This is a genomic window from Streptomyces spiralis, assembly GCF_014654675.1.
GTDB classification, from domain to species: Bacteria; Actinomycetota; Actinomycetes; order Streptomycetales; family Streptomycetaceae; genus Streptomyces; species Streptomyces spiralis.
In genome coordinates, this window is sequence record NZ_BNBC01000040.1 from 72,074 (window position 1) to 88,728 (window position 16,655).

General features: G+C 68.1%; 13 protein-coding genes and 5 pseudogenes. 7 read left to right on the forward strand and 11 right to left on the reverse strand.

The window, feature by feature from the left end; translation table 11 throughout:
* Positions 1-9: 9 nt before the first annotated feature.
* The gene (locus IE318_RS32550; RefSeq protein ID WP_189906107.1) at positions 10-465 is read left to right on the forward strand and encodes a hypothetical protein; all 456 of its coding nucleotides are present in this window, start codon (positions 10-12) and stop codon (positions 463-465) included.
* Between the two features lie 155 nt (positions 466-620).
* Positions 621-776 (forward strand): hypothetical protein, encoded by a 156-nt coding sequence (locus tag IE318_RS32555; RefSeq protein WP_189906109.1) that lies wholly within the window; start codon positions 621-623, stop codon positions 774-776.
* A 72-nt stretch (positions 777-848) separates the two neighbouring features.
* Here IE318_RS32555 and IE318_RS32560 read toward each other — a convergent pair whose 3' ends face one another.
* From IE318_RS32560 to mmsA, 3 genes are all read right to left on the reverse strand, one after another.
* On the reverse strand, positions 849-1,958 hold the full coding sequence (locus IE318_RS32560) for a substrate-binding domain-containing protein (RefSeq protein ID WP_189906111.1): 1,110 nt from the start codon (positions 1,956-1,958) through the stop codon (positions 849-851).
* A gap of 189 nt (positions 1,959-2,147) precedes the next feature.
* Positions 2,148-3,446, reverse strand: a complete 1,299-nt coding sequence (gene mmsB, locus IE318_RS32565; RefSeq protein ID WP_189906113.1) for a multiple monosaccharide ABC transporter permease — start codon at positions 3,444-3,446, stop codon at positions 2,148-2,150.
* The gene (mmsA, locus tag IE318_RS32570) at positions 3,443-4,993 is read right to left on the reverse strand and encodes a multiple monosaccharide ABC transporter ATP-binding protein (RefSeq protein WP_189906116.1); all 1,551 of its coding nucleotides are present in this window, start codon (positions 4,991-4,993) and stop codon (positions 3,443-3,445) included. The genes mmsB and mmsA overlap by 4 nt, the downstream gene beginning before the upstream one ends.
* A 213-nt stretch (positions 4,994-5,206) precedes the next feature.
* Between mmsA and IE318_RS32575 the strand changes: the two genes are divergently transcribed.
* Positions 5,207-6,475, forward strand: coding sequence for an ROK family transcriptional regulator (locus tag IE318_RS32575; RefSeq protein ID WP_189906117.1), 1,269 nt, complete (start codon positions 5,207-5,209; stop codon positions 6,473-6,475).
* Positions 6,476-8,054: 1,579 nt separating this feature from the next.
* On the opposite strand, the gene IE318_RS32580 is transcribed toward IE318_RS32575, so the two are convergent.
* Positions 8,055-8,816, reverse strand: coding sequence for a globin domain-containing protein (locus tag IE318_RS32580; protein ID WP_189906119.1), 762 nt, complete (start codon positions 8,814-8,816; stop codon positions 8,055-8,057).
* 73 nt (positions 8,817-8,889) lie between these two features.
* On the opposite strand from IE318_RS32580, the gene IE318_RS32585 reads away from it, so the two are divergent.
* Together IE318_RS32585 and IE318_RS32590 are read left to right on the forward strand one after the other, a co-directional pair.
* On the forward strand, positions 8,890-9,255 hold the full coding sequence (locus IE318_RS32585; protein ID WP_030187041.1) for a winged helix-turn-helix transcriptional regulator: 366 nt from the start codon (positions 8,890-8,892) through the stop codon (positions 9,253-9,255).
* 569 nt (positions 9,256-9,824) lie between these two features.
* A pseudogene (locus IE318_RS32590) lies at positions 9,825-10,013 on the forward strand (transcriptional regulator); the annotation flags it as partial.
* Here the strand turns inward: IE318_RS32590 and IE318_RS32595 are convergent.
* From IE318_RS32595 to IE318_RS32615, 6 genes and pseudogenes are all read right to left on the reverse strand, one after another.
* Positions 10,003-10,422, reverse strand: coding sequence for a hypothetical protein (locus IE318_RS32595; RefSeq protein ID WP_189906121.1), 420 nt, complete (start codon positions 10,420-10,422; stop codon positions 10,003-10,005). The pseudogene IE318_RS32590 and the gene IE318_RS32595 overlap by 11 nt on opposite strands.
* Before the next feature lie 145 nt (positions 10,423-10,567).
* Positions 10,568-10,962: pseudogene (locus IE318_RS32600) on the reverse strand (transposase family protein); the annotation flags it as partial.
* 208 nt (positions 10,963-11,170) lie between these two features.
* Positions 11,171-11,388 (reverse strand): annotated as a pseudogene (locus IE318_RS46685) (IS5/IS1182 family transposase); the annotation flags it as partial.
* Positions 11,389-11,429: 41 nt separating this feature from the next.
* Positions 11,430-12,068 carry an HAD family hydrolase gene (locus IE318_RS32605; protein WP_189906123.1) on the reverse strand — a complete coding sequence of 213 codons (639 nt, stop codon included), beginning with the start codon at positions 12,066-12,068 and terminating at the stop codon, positions 11,430-11,432.
* A gap of 141 nt (positions 12,069-12,209) precedes the next feature.
* A pseudogene (locus IE318_RS32610) lies at positions 12,210-13,110 on the reverse strand (GNAT family N-acetyltransferase).
* A 592-nt stretch (positions 13,111-13,702) separates the two neighbouring features.
* The gene (locus tag IE318_RS32615; RefSeq protein ID WP_189906125.1) at positions 13,703-14,158 is read right to left on the reverse strand and encodes an Lrp/AsnC family transcriptional regulator; all 456 of its coding nucleotides are present in this window, start codon (positions 14,156-14,158) and stop codon (positions 13,703-13,705) included.
* 123 nt (positions 14,159-14,281) lie between these two features.
* Between IE318_RS32615 and IE318_RS32620 the strand changes: the two are divergent.
* Positions 14,282-14,830: pseudogene (locus tag IE318_RS32620) on the forward strand (RBBP9/YdeN family alpha/beta hydrolase).
* A 466-nt stretch (positions 14,831-15,296) separates the two neighbouring features.
* Here IE318_RS32620 and IE318_RS32625 read toward each other — a convergent pair.
* Complete coding sequence (locus IE318_RS32625; RefSeq protein ID WP_189906127.1) at positions 15,297-15,950, reverse strand: helix-turn-helix domain-containing protein; 654 nt, start codon at positions 15,948-15,950, stop codon at positions 15,297-15,299.
* A 140-nt stretch (positions 15,951-16,090) separates the two neighbouring features.
* On the opposite strand from IE318_RS32625, the gene IE318_RS32630 reads away from it, so the two are divergent.
* The coding region (locus IE318_RS32630) for an alpha/beta fold hydrolase (RefSeq protein WP_189906129.1) at positions 16,091-16,655 on the forward strand (565 nt) is incomplete at its 3' end.

The following is a 16,655-nucleotide window of genomic DNA, read 5'->3' on the forward strand; positions in this document are numbered from 1 at the left end:
AAGGCAGACATGACGGAAACCGACGCCCGACGCACGACGTTCAGCTTCGCACCTCCCGTGGACGACGCCGCCGCCTGGGACATCGAGCTGAACGACTTCGCCGACCGCCTGATGCAAGGCTTTCCCGGCACGGAAACCTGGCTGCTGGGAGCCCAGGCACCCCACCCCCAGGAAGGCCTCGGATTTGACATGCCCCTCGGGGGAGGCGCCCGCATGGAGGGACTCGTCAATACGCCCTACCCAAAGGTCGGCGCCGTCATGGCCCTGAACGCCACCGCCGACGAGGCAGCCGTCCTGGCACGCTGGCTCAGGGACCACTACGCGCCCGCACCTGACCTCGTGCACTTCACCAGCGAGAGAGCTCTGGAACTGGGCGTCACCGAATACGGACGGATTCCGGCAACCGGCGATGTACACGAGATCTCCCGCGTCCTGCGCGAGCACCTCGACGAAGTGGACGCCTGAGGCCTCGGCAGCGGCCGAAGACCACCGCCGAGTGAGTCCCGTCTGCACGCCGCTTCCAGCCCTGTCCCCAGCTATGCCTCGTGATCAGATCGTGGCACTGTCTCGCCCCGGGCTGCTAAAAGAGCGACGGTTTTCCGACCGGCCTCTGGTGACGCGTGCATGCCAAGGCTGGTGACAACATCCACAGGATCGCCTCGGTGTCGATGACGGTGAGTGGCTCACTGACCCAGTGGCGCGAGTGGACCGGTCTGCCGTTCGACGGCGATGGTGACATCGACGTACGGCACGACGTGGAGCCGCGCACTATCTGACCGACGCGCCGAGTGAGCAGGCCTTCACCCGCCCCGGGAGCCTGACGGGGCGGGCGAAGACGGCTGCTGTTGCTACTTGGTGAGCGGGGCCAGCTTGGGGTCGTTGGCGTAGGCCTCGGCCGCGTTCTTCTTCGTCACGATGACGGGCGGCAGGAGGTAGGCGGGGACGACCTTGACGCCGTTGTTGTACGACTTGGTGTCGTTGACGGTTGGCTTGTCACCCTTCTGCAGCGACTTGATCATGTTGACGGTCTCCGCGACGAGCTTGCGGGTGTCCTTGTTGATCGTCGAGTACTGCACGCCGGCCATGATGGACTTGACCGACTCGACCTCGGAGTCCTGACCGGTGACGATCGGGACCGGCTTGCCGGCGCCCTTAACGGAGGTGAGGATCGCGCGGGCCAGGGTGTCGTTGGGGGACAGGACGCCGTCGAGCGTCTTCTTGCCGCTGTACGCCGAGGTCAGCAGGGAGTCCATGCGCTGCTGGGCGTTCTCGGCCTTCCAGCCCTGCGTCGCCGTCTGCTTGATGTCCTTCTGCCCCGACCCGACAACGATGTCACCCTTGTCGATCAAAGGCTTGAGGACCTGCATCGCGCCGTCGAAGAACACCTTGGAGTTGTTGTCGTCCGGCGAGCCGGAGAACAGCTCGATCGTCCACGGGCCCTTGGGCTTCTTGGCCTTCATGCCGTCGATGAGGGCCTGGCCCTGGAGCTGTCCGACCTTGAAGTTGTCGAAGGCGATGTAGTAGTCGATGTCCGGGGTGTTGGTGATGAGCCGGTCGTAGGCGATGACCGTGGCGCCCTCGTCCTTGGCCTGCTTGACCTGCGTGGTCAACTGTGAGGCGTCGGTCGCGCCGATGACGATGACCTTCGCCCCCTTGGTGACCATGGAGGAGATCTGCGCCTGCTGGTCGGCGACGGTGGTCGAGGCGCCCGCGTACTGGACGTCGGCCTTGAAGCCCGCGTTCTTCAGCCCGTTGGTGAACAGGTCGCCCGCGAGCACCCAGTTCTCGGAGGTCTTGGCGGGCAGGGCGACGCCGATCAGGGAGTCCTTGGAGAAGCCCTTGGAGCCGGCGCTGTCGCTGCTGGAGGAGCCTTCGCGTTCGTTGGAGCAGGCCGTGCTCAGGGTGAGGAGTGCGGCGGCGCCGACGGCGGTGATGCTTCTGAGGAGGAGTTTGCGCATGGCGAAGTGGAACCTTTCGTGGGTGCTGGTTGCGGTAGTGCGGTATGCCGTCGAGCGTGGCTGGATGGCGCGGTCCGGCCGCCGGATGGTGTGCCGGTGGCGGGTGGTGCAGGTGGGGGAGCCGGACACCCGGTGGTCAGGAGACCAGGTGTCCGGCCGTCAGCGGGTGGTGGTGAGCGGACCGTGCGGTCATCCCGCGACCTTGGTCTTGTCCACGTCGGAGGCCGCTGCGGGTGGTGCGGCCGTGTCTGCCGGGTCGTCGCGCCGGAAGGGGCGGGTCAGGGTTCCGATGATGGAGAAACGGCCCTGCTTTTTGTTGTAGACGTCGAAGGCGACGGCGAGCAGAAGTACCAGGCCCTTGATGATCTGGACCATGTCCGAGCCGACGCCCTGCAGTTGGAGGCCGTTGTTGAGCAGGGCCATGACCAGGCCGCCGACGATCGAGCCGCTGACGGTGCCCAGGCCGCCGGACACGGCAGCCCCGCCGATGAAAACGGCCGCGATGGCGTCCAGTTCCCAACTCAGACCGTCCTGCGGGCCGGAGGCCGCGGAACGGGCCACGAAGATCATGCCGGCGAGGGCGGCCAGGATCGACATGTTCATCATGACGGCGAAGTTGACCCGCTTGAGCTTCACGCCGGACAGTTCGGCGGCGCGTGCGTTGCCGCCGACGGCGTAGATGTGCCGACCGCCGATGGTGTTGCGGGTGTAGTGCGAGTACGCCAGGACCAGGACGATCAGGATGATGCCGGAGATCGGCAGGCTGGTGCCGACCCGCCCGCCGGCGAAGCGCAGTGTGGCGAAGACGATGACGGCGACCATGACGGCCAGACGGACGCCGATGACCCACAGCGGAGCGAGGTCCGCCTTCATCTCGCGTCGGGTCTGACGCGCCTTCCACTCGCGCCAGACGACGCCCGCGCAGGCGGCGAGGCCGAGGAGAAGGGTCAGGTTGTTGTAGCCGGTGTCCGGTCCGACCTCGGGCAGGAAGCCGGCGCCGATCTTGCGGAAGCCTTCGGGCACCGGAACGGTGTCGGCGTTGCCGATGTACTGGTTGGCGCCGCGGAACAGCATCATTCCGGCGAGGGTCACGATGAACGCCGGCACCCCGATGTAGGCGACCCAGAAGCCCTGCCAGGCGCCGATGGCCGCGCCGACGAGCAGGCCGAGCAGGATGCCCAGGGGCCAGGGCAACGAGTGCTCCTGCATGGCCTTGGCGACGACGATGCCGGTGAAGGCCGCGACGGAGCCGACCGACAGGTCGATGTGCCCGGCGACGATCACCATCAGCATGCCGACGGCCAGGATCAGGATGTAGGAGTACTGGCTGACGACGGCGATGAGGTTGCCGGAGGTCAGCGTCAGCCCGTCGGTCCAGATCTGGAACAGCACGACGATGGCCACCAGGGTGGAGATCATGCCGAACTGTCGGGCGTTGGAGGTCGTGCCCCCGAAGAGGTTCTTCTGCAGGTCAGTTATGCGGCTCATGGAGTGGGGCTCTTCTTGGTAGCGGTCATCTGCTTCATCAGGACTTCCGGATCCGCGTCCGCGCGCGCCACCTCACCGGTGATGGCGCCTTCGAACACCGTGTAGATGCGGTCGCACAGGCCGATCAGCTCGGGCAACTCGGAGGAGATGACGACGACGCCCTTGCCCTGGGCGACGAGCCGCTGGATGATCCCGTAGATCTCGAACTTGGCGCCCACGTCGATCCCTCGCGTCGGCTCGTCGAGGATCAGCAGGTCGGGGTCGGTGAACATCCACTTGGCGAGGACGACCTTCTGCTGGTTGCCGCCGGAGAGCTTGACGACGCCCTCGTCGACACTGGGCGTCTTGATCCGCAGGCCGGCTCGGTAGTCCTCGGCGATGCGGTGCTCGCGCACCGGGTCGATGACGCGGCGGCGGGCGATCTTCGACAGCTTGGCGGCCACCATCGAGGTCTTGACGTCGTCCAGGAGGTTGAGGCCGATCGACTTGCGGTCCTCGCTGACGTAGGCCAGTCCGTGTCCGATGGCGTCCGCCACGGTCTTCAGCCGGATCTCCTTGCCGTCCTTGAAGACCCGCCCGGACAGCCAGGTCCCGTAGGAGCGGCCGAAGAGGCTCATGGCGAGCTCGGTGCGGCCCGCGCCCATGAGACCGGCGAAGCCGACGATCTCCCCGCGGCGGACGTTGAAGGTGGAGCCCTTGCACACCATGCGCTCGTCCGAGGCCGGGTGCCGCACCGTCCAGTCGCGGACCTCGAAGAAGACCTCGCCGATGTCGGGGGTCCGGTCGGGGAAGCGGCTGTCGAGCTCGCGGCCGACCATGCCCCGCACGATGCGGTCCTCGTTGACGCCGTCGGCCTTGACGTCGAGGCTCTCGATGCTGCGGCCGTCGCGCAGGATCGTGATGGTGTCGGCGACCGCCTCGATCTCGTTCAGCTTGTGCGAGATCATGATCGAGGTGATGCCCCGCTCACGGAAGCCGCGCAGCAGGTCCAGCAGGTGCTGGGAGTCGGCCTCGTTGAGGGCCGCGGTGGGCTCGTCGAGAATCAGCAGCTTGACGTCCTTCGCGAACGCCTTGGCGATCTCGACGAGTTGCTGCTTGCCGACGCCGATGTCCTTGATCAGGGTGTCGGGGTCCTCGCGGAGCCCGACCTGCTCCATCAGTTCCAGGGCCCGGCGCTGGGCGCTCTTCCAGTCGATCGAGCCGCGGCGGCGCGGCTCGTTGCCGAGGAAGAGGTTCTCGGTGATCGACATCCCGGGCACCAGGGCCAGTTCCTGGTGGATGATGACGATGCCGGCCTGTTCGCTGGCCCGGATGCCGTCGAACCGGGCCTTCTTGCCCTGGTAGACGATGTCGCCGGTGTAACTGCCGTGCGGGTGGACCCCGCTGAGCACCTTCATCAGCGTGGACTTGCCAGCGCCGTTCTCGCCGCAGATCGCGTGGATCTCACCTTCCCGCACGACGAGGCTGACACCGGCCAGCGCGGTGACTCCGGGGAAGGACTTGGTGATCGACCGCATCTCCAGCAGGTTCGGGGCGGTGTCGGTCATGAGCGTCGCTCCTGTCCTCCGCGAACGCGCGGAGGCGTCCCCGAGCCTTGGGGCCTGCGGCATTGCATGGACATCAACTTGCCTCCGATGGCACTGCCCTGTGCCGTCGTGTCCGAGATCTCGTCTGCGCATCGGACACTAAATCCATTTGTTTTACTAAGTCAATGGGCCGCGAGAGATAGATTGACGAGGGGCAGCGAGAGAGGACCGCGCGTGCGACAGGCAGGAACGAACCTTCCCAAGGTCGGGCGATACAACAGGGCCGTCGTCCTGGACCAGATCCAGCTCGCCGACGGCATCAGCCGCGTCGAGATCGCCCAGCACACCGGACTCACCCCGCAGACGGTGTCAGGCATCGTGCGCCGACTGCTCGACGAGGCCATCGTCCGCGAGGACGGCGCGAGCAGGGTCTCCAGCGGCGGCAAGCCCCGCACCACACTGCGCATCAACGCCGACGCGGGCAGCGCGGTCGGCCTGCACTTCGACCCCGTCCAGCTCAGCTGCACCGTGGTCGACCTGCTCGGCCGCCCGCTGGTCGTCAAGAAGCGCCCCACGCATCCTGGCGACGACCCGGCCGAGGTCGTCAAGGCCATGGCGGAGCTTGTCGCCGACGTCCTGGCCGAGTCAGGTGTCGACCGCGGCAAGGTCCTCGGGCTGGGCCTGGCCACCCCCGGACCGATCGACCTCGAGCAGGGCGCGATCGTCGGCGCGCCCCAGCTCGCCCGCTGGACGCGGGTGCCCGTCCAGCACATGCTCAGCGAGGCGACCGGCCTGCCGGTGACCCTCGACAACGACGCCACCGCCGCCGCGGTCGGCGAGCGCTGGTCCGGCGCGGGCAGGGGAGTGGCGGACTTCGCCTACTTCTTCTTCGGTACCGGCGTCGGCGGCGGCCTCATTCTCAGCCACCAGGTGTACAGGGGCGGTTCACTCAACGCGGGCGAGTTCGGGCACTCCTCCGTGCTGCCCGACGGCCCGGAGTGCTACTGCGGCAATCGCGGCTGCCTCGAACGCCTCGTCAACCCGACCGCCATCGTCGCCCAGGTGCACCGCAGGCTCGTCGAAGAGCCCCGCCCGGAAAGCGAGTTGGCGCGGGCCTTCGCCCAGGACCCCGAAAGCGTCGATCACGATGCCATCGGGCGGGCCGCGGCAGCCGGTGACCCCGTTGCGGCGGCGGTCATCGACGAGACCGCCGAGCACGTGGCCTCGGTCGCGGTCGACATCGTGAACTTCATCGACGTGGACCTGATCGTCCTGGGTGGACACGGCATCCAGCACGTGGAGCAACGGTACGTCGAGGTCGTCGCCGCAGCGCTGGCGAGCCGCCCGCTCTCCCGCCACGTGCGGGTCGTCGACGTGGAGGCGTCCTGGCTCGGCACGGACGCGGCGGTCGTGGGCAGCGCGGCGCTCGTCCTGCACGCCACGTACTCCCCGCAGCTGTCGGCCCTGCTGGGCACTGGCGTGGCTCCCGGCGGGAGGCGCTGACCGGATGGCGGCGAGCGACCGCACGAGGATGGCGCGCTCTCGGCGGCGGTGACTGACCGCACACCAATCCTTTTGCGTGACGGCCCAGTTCACGCCCTAGCGTGCCAGCGCAGGGAACCGCGCCAGGGGAGCGCGCCGCACCGATGAGGAGTAACCGTTTGAGAAGCCGGGTGAGCGGTTCGAGCGAGGAGGCCAGGCTGTTTGTGCCGGTCAGGTGGTTTGCCAGGTCGGTGGGTGCGGTTAGCGGCCTCGGGTGGGGCGGTGGTGATTTTCGGCGAGGTGGTCGAGGCGGATGGCCTCGAATGTGGGTCGACGACGATCGTCTCGGGCACCACGACCGGCCGGGCGGCTGACCTTCGGCATGCCCAGGCGAACGAGGACCTCGCCTTCGTCGCCCCAGCCGACCTGGGCCTGAGCCCACGACCTCGAAGCGGCGGTGCATGCCCGCCAGCTCCATCGGTGCGATGCCCAGTTCCTCCGCGATCCGAGGGCGGACTTCCTGCAGATAAAGTTTCCCACGCTGGTAGTTGATGGTGGAGCCGTAGTCCTCACCAGCCGCTCGTGCACCATCGCACCCTTGATGAGGATCTCCGCTCTCAGCATCGCGTCGATCACCGGGGCGACCTCGTTCACCGCGTTCTTGCGCGGCCAGCCGTTCGACACCCTCCTCGGCGGGGGGCCCTTTTCACTCGTACGTGACTGTCCGCGTTTACGGCCCTGGCAAGATTTCCATGAAGCTGGCGTGTGCCACCGTGCGCCGGTGACGCTCCGTCACGAGTAGCGGCGCTGGCCGACGTGAGCCGCACCCCGCTGGTCCGGGTCAAGCTTCCCAGCCGGGTGCCGTTCGGCTTCCACGGAAGCTGGGCCGAACACGACGTTCTGGACCGTGCCATCGCAGCGAAAGGCGACGACAGGTAGCGGGCGTTGCTTCGGATCAGGTCCTCGGTGCCGCTGCGCTGTCCGGCCGGCTGTGGTGGCACTTCCTGGTCCGGTCCGGCCGCACGCCGGCGCCCGGACAGAGGTGGGCCACCAGGCCCCGCAACGCCCTGCAGCAGCAGCGGTGAACCGGCGCCCGGACCACCTCACCTGCGGTCTCGGCCACTGACCGGCCACTGACCGGCACTGGCAGGGCTCAACTGGCTGCCAACCGCTGTGACCAGCTATGGCCGGACCTGTGGCGCCGGTGGTCCGCAGCGGCGACGCGAGGGTCAGCAGGGGCCGCGTCCAGCGTTTCCAAGCCCGGGGAGTGGCTCAGTTGACGTAGCCGCCGGATCCCTGACCGGGCGCCACACGGGCTCAGCAGGGGCCAGCCTTGAGCACGTCGACCAGCGGCGCCACCGGCACGGCAGACGTGACGCAGGAAGCCGGCCGGCCCCTGGCCCGCGGTGGCCGCGTGCAGGGCTTGTACGGGTCCCGATGCCGGTGGCGCCGGTGCTGTCCAGGACGAACAGCAGCCGTGGGAAGGGTCGGGTAGTGCCGCCTCCATGCCTCCTGCAGCGGCTCCGCGCCGGCCAACCGCTGCCGCTGCCGGGCGCAGGCGCACGCATGTTGCGGTCAGGGGGATGGCTGTCCTCCATGCTCAGCCCCGGTATGGCGGCGTGATACCCCAGTCCCAGCGGGGCATTGGGGATTCGGGCAGCGGGGGAGGGTTGGGGCCTGAGTAGATCAGTGCCATTCGTGTGCCCCACTCCAGGTAGTACGCGAAGACGGCGCGGAATTCAGGGTCGTCCGGCAGGCCGACCTCTTGGACGGTGTCCATCAGCAGAGCAACCCACCGACGGCGTTGCTCTTCGGTGAGTCCGCGCCCCACGTGACGGGACGCCATGTGACGGTGGCCACCGCGCTCGCTGCTGTACCGTGCCGGACCGCCGAAGACTTCGCCGAGCCAGGCCGCGACGTGCTCGGCGTGGTGCGGGTCCATCCCGGCGAAGACCGGGGCCAGGAGGTCGTCCTCGGCGACCCGCTCGTAGAACCGGTCGAAGAGCCGCTCGAAGGCCCTCGCCCCGCCGGCCCACTCGTACAGGGTCGGAACCGCCCCGCCCCGGCCCACGACATCGGTGACCTCGTAGTGGCGCATCTCCTCGATCGACTCCACATACGCCTTGATCTCGGCGAAGAAAGCCGCGAAGTGCTCATCCCTGCGGAAGCCTTCGAGGTGGTCCTCGGCCGAGGTCCAGTGGATACGCAGGATGTAGGAGCCCGAATCCTCGGTGCATCGGGCCAGTTCGTAGTCCACGCACTGCTCGGCCTGGCCGAGCAGCACGGCGGCCCGTCGGTACGCCTCCTCGAATTCCGCCCGTTGCCGTTCGGTGATCCGGTATCGGATGTACTCCACAATCATGCCAGGACTGAACAGCACCCCCGGGCCTCTGGCAAGGACTGACCCGGCGGTAAGCACCCGGAACAGGACAGCGATGCCGACGCCAACACCCACGCCCGAGAACGACCAACTCTTCCACTGCCCCGTCGAGTTGACCTTGGAGGTGCTCGGCGGGAAGTGGGCCACGGTCGTCCTGGCACACCTGAAGGAGGGCGCGCACCGATACGGCGCTCTCCGCCGGCGGATACCCGAGGTCAGCGAAAAGGTACTGGTCCAGCGGCTGCGCGGGCTCGAGGCCAAGGGGCTGATCGAGCGATGGTCCGACGGCGCAAGCCCACCGAGCGTCGAGTACCGGCTGACCGAGGAGGGGCTCAGTTTGGTGCCCGTACTGGAGGCGCTGTATGCCTGGGGTGAGCAACGCGCGGCACGCACCGGTGTCCGGATCGCGCCCCCGGAATGACCGCATCCGATGGCAGTGAGCGTTTTCCATCCTCAGTTTGGGCAGGTCAGCGACCCAGCGCACCTTCGGTGCGCGCCGGGGGTGTGTAAATGAAGTTGCGCGCGCCGCGGGTGCTTCTATCTGCCCTGACGCGGGCTGATACCGGTCCGGGACGCTAGAGGAGTTCGTTCCGGCCGAGACCGATTGCTCTGTGATGCCGGTGAACTCGCAGGTCAGCGTGGTACTGAGGGCCTTCCACGGGAACCGTGGAGTGTTGCTGTGAGCACGTGCGTCAGAATTTCTGATTCACCCTGGCCCTCCCGGACCGGCAGACAACGGGTCCGTCTGGCAGGAGCAAGGGCTGTGGACGTGTTGCACGAACGCTGTGCCGGCCTCGACACCAGCAAGAAGGGCGCCAATGTATGTGTTCGGACCCCGAGTGCGAAACGGCGGGGGTCGTTCACGAACCAGACCACGACGGGGGCCCACAACGAACGCAGTCTTGGAGCTGCGGGAGCATCTGCTCGCCGCGAACGTGTCGCTGGTGGTGATCGAGGCCACCTCGGACTACCGGGGACCACAGCAGCCACCCGGAGGAGTCCGTTCCGTACTTCGCCCTGCCGCTGCAGCTCGAGCACAACGGCCGGACTCTGTCCTTCATCTCGTCCATCCCGACCTTCAACACTCCGATGGACGTGACAGTCGCCGAGCTGGCCATCGAGACGTTTCTCCCGGCCGACTCGGCGACAGTCGAATATCTGCAGTCCCTCAGGCCGTAGTGGCACGCAGCGAGAGGAACTGGAGCACACCGAAACCGGCGACGGTCACGGCCTGCACGGGGATCCAGACGGCACCCGCGGTCGTCGGAGAGAACCAGACGAGCAGCGCGACGATGCTGAGCACGGCCCACAGCGCGTTGGCGTCGATGACCGCCTTCACGGCAAGGGCCGGCGGCTGCTTCCGCGTGGCGAGGTAGCCGACCGCCGCACCGTACACCACCAGGAAGATGCCGAGCTCGAACAGCAGACCGGATCCGACGCCGAGCAGCTCGCCGACCGGCTTGGAGTCGATCGCGTAGACCAGACCGTTGGCACCGGTGACGATGGCGTCGAGGGCAAGGAAGCGGCGCAGCATGGTCTGCGGGCGGTCGGTGCGGGAGAGAGTGCCGAGCATGGTGGTGGCAGACATGCCGATCAGCCTCCGTCGAGGTCGAAAACGCTGGTCAGGGGAGCCGTGGACCGGGCGGAGTGCGCCGCCCGGGCCCCGGTGACTCCAACCTTGCCCGGTTCGGCACGGAGGGTCGATTACCGCAGAGGTAATGCCGGTCCGGTGTTTCTGCGCAGGTCAGGTGCAGGGTGAGGACGGCCTGAACAAGGCTGGTGATGCGGGTGGTTGAGCATCGCAGTTTGCGCAGGAGCCGCCAGGTTTTGAGGGTGGCGACGGCTTGCTCGACACGAGCGCAGATCTTCGCATGGGACCGGTTGACGGCCTTCTGACCTTCGGGAACTCCCAGCGTCCCCAGCAAGGAGTGCGGACCGTGCCGTCGGCTCCTCGATACGCCTTGTCCGCCCAGCAGTTGATGCCGGCCTCGGCAAGGACATCGACGATGCCGTGCTCGCGGGCTGCGCGGTTGTCGTGGACGGCGCCCAGCAGGGCTGATGATGCCCACAGCAGCCGACCGAAGGGATCCGCGATGACCTGCATGTTCATCCCGTGTTTCTTGTGTTTGATGCCCCTATGTTCGTCAAGCTGCGGTTGTGAGAGTCGCTGGATCATCAGGCCGCTGGTGGCATGTGACCATGTCGGCGCGTATCAGGGCATAAAAGCCGGTACGGCAACTCTCTCACGCCGTCGGAATGCGCAGCACATCCTCGGTCGCCTATCAGCTGGCCCACCTGAAACGGGCGGGTTCGCTGATACGCGACGACCGCGGCTGGAACACCTGCCCCCTGGGTCGATCTATCAAGTTGGTGCGCCAGTAGGTGGCAACCAGCAGCACTCGGCCCCTCCAGAGGCAGGCTCCACGGCCTCCCCGACGTGCCTCGTCCACGCCTTCGCGTCACAACCCGGTGATCAGTTTGCTGAAGCACGCGGGCTCACCCGGGTGAAGTGGGCTGTCGAAGACGACTTGGACGCCGTGACCACACCAGCCACACGAAGATCATCCCAGCCATGCCCAGGGTCGGCGGACGGGTTCAGGCTGCGATGTCCCCGCCAGGCCCGGACGCGAAGGCCAGGATGTGCGGAACCGCCTCGCGTAGACTGACAAAGTGGCGATGTACGCCGTCCACCGCGACGGTGGTGTTCACCCCCCACACCGTCATCCCGGCGCGCAGGCCGGACCGCACTCCGGACGGGGCGTCCTCGATGACCAGGCAGTCTCCCGGCTCGGCTCCGAGCTGCTCAGCGGCTCGCAGATAGGGGACGGGAGAAGGCTTGCCCTCCTCGACAGCGGCCGCATCCACGATCACGCCCGGCAACGGCAAACCGGTTCGCAGGAAACGGCCGCGCACTCGGTGCTCGTAGTTCGAGGTCACCAGCGCCCAGGACCCCAGTGGCAGGCCCTGCAGCAGCTCCGTCGCGCCATCGAAAGCCGCATAGACGCCGGAGCGGACGTCCTCGTCCTCCAGCTCGTGCAGCGTGGCCAGGCACTGGCGTGGATCGCGGTCCGCGGCGACCTGGGCGAAGGTCTCCATCGGCCGTGTCCGCAGAGCTACCTGGTAGACCTTTTCCGCTTCCAGCCCGTACCGCTCCGCCCAGGTTCCCCAGACCCGACGCTGATTGCTCACCGCGTCGATCAGCGTGCCGTCGACGTCGAACAGGACGTACTTCATGCGGGCCGGCCGCCCAGGTTCAATGGTCACGCTTCGATCATGCCAGGCAGCGGGCGGGCGATCACGAGCCCTTGGTCGTGTATCGAGAGCGCCGACGGGCCGGGCGAGGTGGAGGACCGGGTCCGGCCCGTCGGTTCGTCGCTAGAGGTCGAGTTGGTGCTGGTGTGTCGAGTGCGTGGGTGCGTAGCCGAGACTGTCGTTGATGTGTCTCATGTGCGTGTTGCTGTGGGCGGTGTCGGTCAGGAGGCCACCGAGTTCGGGATAGCGCCTGAGGGCCTGGCGGATCGACGCGGCCTTCATCCATCGGCCGAGGCCGTGTCCCCGGTGTTCGGGCAGCACGCCGGTGCCGTAGTGCTGGCCATCACCTGTGTCGTTATCGGGGATGACGAGTTCGGTGAACCCGGCGATCGAGCCGTCGGAGGCATCGATGGCGACGACTGTGTGCAGGTGGTCTCCGCGCTGGTCCACGGCTTTCGCCGCGCCCCGGACCCGGTCCACGTCCCAGGTCACGATGCCGTAGTCGGTGTCGTCCATGGGCATGTCGTCCATGGCACGGCGTGAGGCGGCGAACGTCTGGGCGAGGCCGTCGGGGACGGTTCCCTGCCACGACGCCAGCCGGTAGCCGGGAGGAGGACGCTCAATGATCTCGGTGAGGGTGGCGGCGTCCACGTCGGCCAGTGGCAAACGCGCATACCTCAGGGTGAGGACCTTACGGAAACCGTGCGCCGCCAGAAAGCGGTCGCCGGGCGACCCGGCCTCGGCCTGCGCGATGACGCGGCGTCGGGCGTTGATCCGGGCGGTGGCCACGGCAGCGTCGAGGAGCCGGGAACCGACGTCCTTGCCGCTCTGCGGGCTGGACAGCGAGGGTCAGTTCGGCCAGGTGCTCCTGTCCGTGATCGGTGAACAGGCGCAGAAAGGCCGTCCCGACGGGGATGGAATTGGTGTCGGACGCCAGTCAGGCAAGACGCCGGTTGTGTGACTCGTGAGCGGGGTCGGTCAATGGGTTGACGAATGGCCGGTACGGGCGTGTGGTTCCGGCCATGCGTTGATGGTCGCCACCAGCACGGCCGTCTCGTAGCGGACCGCGTATGTGCCATACCGAGTCGCCGCAACCCGGTGCCTCTTCAACCGGCTGATGCCGCATTCGACCGCGGCGCTCACTGCAGTTGTCGGGTGCGAAGCTCGCCCTGGCCTGCGGCCTGGACGAGGACGACCATGCCTGCCGGGACTTGGCGGCAGGCCGCCACCTGAAGATCCCGGACTGCTGCGAGGAAACCCACCCTGAAGCCCGTCTGCTCCGGGTGCAGACGGCGTTCCTGCAGTACATGGTTGTAGCCGCTGACACCCGCTGCATGCGGTCCTGCCACCTCATGTCGAGGGCGTCGAGGTTGGCGCGTCGTTGCGGGCTCAGTGCCGCGGCGCGCAGGGGGGGTTGTTCGCGAACTGGCCCAGTCCGGCTGCCTCTCCGTTGACGTTCTCGACGTGCTTGCGCGGCACCATGAGGTGCCCCTGACGGGCGTGGTATTGCCGGGCTGCGGTGGCGTTGCGTGCCGGGGCGGCGCTCGGGGAACGCCGTGTGGGCCGTTGTCCTCGCCTGCAGGCTCGAACCGAGTGTGTTCTCCAACTGTTGTGCGTCATGACGCTGTTGGCGTGGCGTCGGTCAGCGGCTTCTGGGGGTAGGTGCGGAGCACGAGGGATGTGGTGACAGGGCCGTAACGGGCAAGTGCGTCGACAACTTCTTCGAGTCGTCCTGCCTGCGGGCAGTAGACGTCGAAGATGAGGCAGTCTTCCCCGGTGACTCTGAGAGTGGAGGCGATCTCGGGGGTTCGGGAGGCGAAGTCCAGGGCGCGTGAGAGCTGGGCGTGCGTGGTGCGCAGCCGGATGACGGCGTGAATGTTCAGACCGAGGGTTGCCGGGTCGACCACGGCTCGGTAGCCGGTGATGACGCCGTTCTTCTCCAGCCGTTGGATGCGCGCGCTGGCCGCGGGCTGCGAGAGTCCGACGCGGCGCCCTACCTCCGCGCCGGTCAGCCGGCCGTCGGTCTGGAGCAGGGCGAGGATGTCTCGGTCTATCCGGTCGAGTGATTCCATTGTTGTCCGCACCATTTTCTTTGAGATCACTTGTGCCACCGCCGCTGCTCTGATGCATCCAACAGAATCTGCGCCAGGCGCTCCCGTGATCCTAGGGAGCGACGAGTGAAACGGTGGTGGGCAGTGGTCGCTTACGTCGTCATCCCGGGTATCGACGGCTCGGACGGGCAGCACTGGCAGACCTTGTGGGAGCGGCAGTGGGGAGCCTCAGCGGTGAGGATCTCCCCTGCCTCGTGATCCATGCCCGATCTGGATGACTGGGTCGAGGCTGTCCAGGAGGCACACGACGAGGCTTCCCAGCAGGACAGCCATGTTGTGTTGGTGGCCCACAGCCTGGGCTGCTGGGCTGCGTCCGCCTGGCTGAACAAGAACCCCTCGAGCCCGACAGGCGGCGCATTCCTGGTCGCGCCGCCCGACCCGCAAGGGCCGGCGTTCCCACGCCAGGCGGCCGCGACCTTCATCGAGGTGTCGGCACAACCGTTGCCATGCCCGGCCCTGGTGGTGGGCAGCACCAATGACCCGTACTGCACCCCCGGGGCAGCCGCCGGGTTCGCGGCGCGGTGGGAGGCGCGATGGCACCTGGCGGGCGCGTGCGGACACATCAACTCCGCCAGCGGCCTGGGCTCGTGGCAGCATGGCCGTGAACTCCTGGACTCGCTGACCCAGCAGTGACCAACCACCGCATGGGACGCATAGCCACCAGGCACCGCCCTGCGGTTCCCCTTCGCGAAGCAAGTCCGGCCGTTGACGCATTGACGCACAAGCATGCGCCGCTGTCCGTCGAAGGTCGCCGCCGGCTCGTCGGACGGTGCCGGACGCGGTCATGGCCGCCCGTCGCCACGGCGGGCCGCACCGATCAAAGGAGCCCGGCTCTCTTCATGCCGGGGACGACGCCGCGGGCCCGGCCAAGGAGGACGATGTGGACGGCGGAGGCGGCGAAAGCGGCGCCGGACCGCTACTGGAAGTGTGCGGATCGCCCCCCGCACAGCCCCGTCTGGACGGCGGCTTCCATGTCGTCGCGGGGACCTGACAGGCCCGAACCCTGTGGCGCGAGAGTTCCAGGAATCGGGGCAGCCCTTGGCCGCGAACCTACGTGCAGGTCGTGATGTCGCTGTCTCGTCGGGGCGGGTTCCAGGGTTTATGGGTGTTTTTCTGGGCGGGTGTGGGGGTGGTGCTTGGGCTGGGGGCTATGGCGGCCAGCGGCTGGAGGGGTGCGGGGCCGTAGGCGCTCGCCCTGCGGTCCGAACATGATCAGGTACTCGACCGGACTGCCGGGGCTGGTGTTCGCCACCCCGTGCGGGGTGCGGGTGTCGAACTCGGCGACGTCCCCGGGGGTCAGGATGAGGTCTTGGTCGCCGAGCGCGAGCCATAGCCGCCCGTACAGGACGCACAGCCACTCGTAGCCGTCGTGGGAGGCCTGACGGGGCCGGGCGGGCGGGTCCTCGATGGCGGGCAGGACGTGCTTGTGGGCGTGCAGGCCGCCGACGTACCGGGTCAACGGCAGCACCACCTTGTGGTCGCCGAAGCTCAGCGGCGCCGTGGCGCGCGGCTCGGCCGAGGGGGCGGGTGCCGTGCCGGCCAGGTCGTCCAGGGAGACGCCGTACTCCTTCGACAGCTGCAGCAGCACCTCCAGGGTGGGTTTGCGCCGGCCGGTCTCGATCCGGGACAGCGTGCTGGTCGAGATGCCGGTCACGCAGCTGACACCGGCGAGCGTCGCGCCGTGCCGCTCGCGCGCGGCCCGCAACCGGGGCCCCATCGCGGCCAGTGTGCCGTCCACGTCGTTGACTGCCACCTTTCCCGTTCCTCCCTGCCGTGCCGCTCCACCGTCCTGTCCTGCGAGTTTGCCAGACTGGCAAGGCTGTTCGCGTCGGGCGGGCGCCGCGCCGCATGATCGATGGGCTGCCGCGTCCGCCGCGAACCGAGGAGAAGCCCATGCAGCCCGAACCGACCGCCGAGCTCCGCCACCGCACCGTCGAGGCCCCGGCCGGGCGCCTGCACCTGGTCGAGCAGGGCACCGGCCCGCTGGTCCTGCTCGTGCACGGCTTTCCCGAGTCCTGGTACTCCTGGCGCCGTCAGCTCCCGGCCCTCGCCGCGGCCGGCCACCGGGCGGTGGCGATCGACGTGCGTGGTTACGGCCGCTCCTCCAAGCCGGAGGCGACCGACGCCTACCGGATGCTCGACCTGGTGGAGGACAACGTCGCCGTCGTGCGCGCCCTCGGCGAGGAGAACGCGGTGGTCGTCGGTCACGACTGGGGCTCCAACATCGCCGCCGCCTCCGCCCTGCTCCACCCCGAGGTCTTCCGCGCCGTCGGCCTGCTGAGCGTCCCCTACGCGCCGCCCGGCGGCCCCCGCCCCACCGACATCTTCGGCCAGATCGGCGGCCCCGAGCAGGAGTTCTACGTCTCCTACTTCCAGGAGGCCGGCCGCGTGGAGGCGGAGATCGAGCCCGATGTGCGGGGCTGGCTCGCGGGCTTCTACGCGGCTCTGTCCGCCGACA